General features: G+C 58.8%; 2 protein-coding genes and 1 pseudogene. 2 read left to right on the top strand and 1 reads right to left on the bottom strand.

Features of this window, described 5'->3' with window-relative positions; genetic code table 11:
• Window positions 1-92, bottom strand: a pseudogene (locus A7P95_RS12460) (IS1595 family transposase); the annotation flags it as partial.
• Between the two features lie 234 nt (window positions 93-326).
• Between A7P95_RS12460 and A7P95_RS11520 the strand changes: the two are divergent.
• Complete coding sequence (locus tag A7P95_RS11520) at window positions 327-488, top strand: hypothetical protein (protein ID WP_156503492.1); 162 nt, start codon at window positions 327-329, stop codon at window positions 486-488.
• 222 nt (window positions 489-710) lie between these two features.
• Window positions 711-3,095: a DNA translocase FtsK gene (locus tag A7P95_RS04110; protein ID WP_067591616.1), complete on the top strand. Its 2,385-nt coding sequence runs from the start codon at window positions 711-713 to the stop codon at window positions 3,093-3,095.
• Window positions 3,096-3,365: the final 270 nt, after the last annotated feature.

Here is a 3,365-nt window from a genome sequence, read left to right as displayed (position 1 = left end):
ATCAGCAGCGGCACGGGCGGTAACTTCGAGTACAAAAACTCGAGCAGTTTCTTTTGTATTTTCCCACTTAGTTTACAATTGGTTATTTGCATTTTCGTAGCCTAGCATAGCTGCTAATCTACGTCAGTCCCTTACAGAAAGACAATTCAATTATTCGTTACAGCGCTTACAAGGCAGATCAGGAATGGAGTTTAGATAAACAACCCAATCCCCATCTCCGCGCCCGCTATGCCGTTACCTACGAAAACGATGTTTCTTGGGAAAACCGCAAACATTGGATAGCCGGAACAACTATCAAGATTATCGATACCCAAACCAATGAGCTGATGGCTGAGAAAACCATGTATGCCTTTGTGCCAGAATTAGGCTATTCCAAATTTGAGCAGAATCCAAACCCTTGGGGCAGAGGGATGCGCTGTCCTAGGGAAAGTGAGTTTAAGCAAAAAACGATTACATTTGCTATTAAAGTTTTAATCCCACCACCTTGAGCCAGCGAACCCACTGTCTCCTCCCAGCCGTAAGCCCAAACCCAAAAGGCTACCTGAAATTTTCAGGTAGCCTTTTCCTCCCGCCCCTGCCGCGCCGAGCCTTGGGCAATGCTGCTATAATGCGGCGTTTTGTATGGCCGCGCCCGGCCGTCATCCCAGGCTGTAATCAGTTATCCACCGTTTTTCAGGTAGCCCCTATCGGGCTGCCGGCAGTTGTGAAATATGAGCAAGAAACCTTCCCGCAAACCCGCCAAGCCGAAGCCGAACCGGCATAATCCCCCTTCCAAATCCGCGCGCCGGAGCCATGTGCCTTCGGCGGCTGCGGCGGCGTCGCAATCCATTTCGCTGCTGGCGGATATGCTGTGGCTCTTGGTGCTGCTGCTCACGGTGTGCCTGGCGCTGGCGCTGGCAAGCTTCACCATGGAAGACCCGGCCTGGTCGCGCAGTATTCCCAACGATGCGGCGCCGCGCAATCTGGCGGGGCTCGCGGGGGCTTATACGGCGGATGTGGCTTATTATTTGTTTGGGCTGTCGGTGTGGTGGCTGCTGCTGGCGGCGGCGGTGTGGCTGTATCACAATTTCCGCAGCGTGAAGCAGAGCAGCGAGAAGCCGTATCACTTGGGCATGGGCTTGGGCGGGGCGGCGCTGTTGCTGTTTGGCAGCCCGCTTTTGGAGGCGGCGGCTTGGTCGGCGGAATTGCGCGAGAGCCTGCCGATGGGCGCGGGCGGCTTAATCGGGCAGTCGATTGGCGGCGGTTTTACGCGGCTGTTGGGGGTGTCGGGCAGCCTGCTGGTGCAGGTGGTGCTGATTGTGGCGGGGCTTTCGCTGCTGTTGCAGGTGTCGTGGCTCACGCTTTTGGAAAAGGCGGGGGCGCAGCTGGAATGGCTGTGGTATCGGCTGATCCGCCGGCCGCACCAGTTTGTGCGCGAAATGCCGAATGCGAAGTTTGCCCGCCGTATGGTGCGCGCGGCGAAAAGCATCACGGCGGAAGAGGTGGAAACCGTGGCCGGCGCCAGCAGCAACCGCAAGCCGGTGGCGGTGCAGATTAGCCAGCCGGCTGAGCAGAGGCTACCTGAAAAACCGGCGCCGGAGCGGCAGAAGGATTTGTTCGACCCGAAACGCCACGCGGAAGACGGCGAATACCGCCTGCCCGAGCTGGATTTGCTCACGCGCCCGCAGGAGCACAAATCGGAAATCAACCCCGAAGCGCTGCAACGCATGGCCGAGCGCATCGAAGCCAAGCTGGCGGAGTTCGGCATTCAGGTAACCGTGGTGAGCGCCACCGCCGGGCCGGTGATCACGCGTTTTGAAATCGAGCCGGCGCAGGGCGTGAAGGGCAGCCAGATTACGCATCTTGCCAAAGATTTGGCGCGCTCGCTTTCCATGCAGTCGGTGCGCGTGGTGGAAACCATCTCCGGCAAGAGCACCATGGGCATCGAAGTGCCGAACGAGAAGCGGCAGGAAGTGCTGCTGCGCGAGATTTTCTCCTCCCCGGTGTTCACCGAGGCGCAATCCAAGCTCACCGTGGCGCTGGGCAAGGATATTGCCGGGCAGCCGGTGGTGGCCGATTTGGGCAAAATGCCGCACCTCCTGGTGGGCGGCATGACCGGCTCGGGCAAATCGGTGGGCGTGAACGCCATGATTATGTCGATTCTGTATAAGGCCGCGCCGGATGAAGTGCGCTTCATCATGATCGACCCGAAAATGCTGGAGCTTTCCGTGTATGAAGGCATCCCGCACCTGCTCTGCCCGGTGGTAACCGATATGCGCGAGGCCGGGCAGGCGCTCAATTGGTGCGTGGCCGAAATGGAAAAACGCTACCGCCTGCTCTCCCACGCCGGCGTGCGCAACCTGGCCGGCTTCAATCAGAAAGTGGCCGAAGCCGCCGCAGCCGGCAAGCCGCTGCCCAACCCCTTCAGCCCCAATCCCGACGAGCCCGAGCCGCTGCAAAAGCTGCCCTATATCGTGATTGTGATTGATGAATTGGCCGATTTGATGATGACCGAGAAAAAGGCGGTGGAAACGCAAATCGCCCGCCTGGCACAAAAAGCCCGCGCCGCCGGCATGCACCTCATCGTGGCCACACAGCGCCCCAGCGTGGACGTGGTAACCGGCCTGATTAAAGCCAACATCCCCACCCGCATGGCCTACACCGTGCAAAGCCGCATCGACAGCCGCACCATCCTCGACCAAATGGGCGCCGAAGACCTGCTCAAATACGGTGATTTGCTCTTCCTCCAGCCCGGCAGCGCCGAGCCCGTGCGCCTGCAGGGCGCCTTTGTGAGCGACCACGAAGTGCACGAAGTGGCCTCCTTCGCCAAACGCCAGCAGGGCGCCGACTACATCGAAGGCCTGCTCTCCGGCGAAGCCGCGCAGGAAACCGTGAACGCCGTGCACCCCAATGCCGGCAGCGACGAAATGTTCGACCAAGCCGTCGCCTTCATCCTGGAAAGCCGCAAAACCTCCATTTCCTCGCTGCAACGCCAGCTGCGCATCGGCTACAACCGCGCCGCCAACCTGATGCAGGCGCTGGAAGACGCCGGCATCGTCTCCCCCGCCGATGTGAGCGGCGCGCGCAAAATATTGGCCAGGAAGGATGATTTGTAGCGCAACTTTTCAGGTAGCCTTTGGCAACAGAAAAGGCTACCTGAAAACAAGCAACGTAGGCCGGGCATTCATGCCCGGCAAAGCAGCAATATTTTTCAGGTAGCCCCAAGCACACAACAGGCTACCTGAAAAACAAAACCGGCTTGTGTAAGGCGGCGGCAGCTTTTGCCCGAATTGGCAGTAGCTTTTGCACCGCCGCCGCGTAGGAAATTGTAGCAGCTTTTGCACTGATTTATCCCCGTTTAATGGTCTGTTAAACGGGGATTATCT

Origin of the sequence: Eikenella longinqua, assembly GCF_001648355.1 — a bacterium.
Classification (GTDB): domain Bacteria; phylum Pseudomonadota; class Gammaproteobacteria; order Burkholderiales; family Neisseriaceae; genus Eikenella; species Eikenella longinqua.
This window is presented reverse-complemented; position numbering and strand designations above follow the sequence as displayed.

Bases quoted from the DNA above. Each gene is read 5' to 3' on its own strand.
- A7P95_RS11520 (WP_156503492.1), top strand. From the start codon at position 327: ATGGCTGAGAAAACCATGTATGCCTTTGTGCCAGAATTAGGCTATTCC.
- A7P95_RS04110 (WP_067591616.1), top strand. From the start codon at position 711: ATGAGCAAGAAACCTTCCCGCAAACCCGCCAAGCCGAAGCCGAACCGG.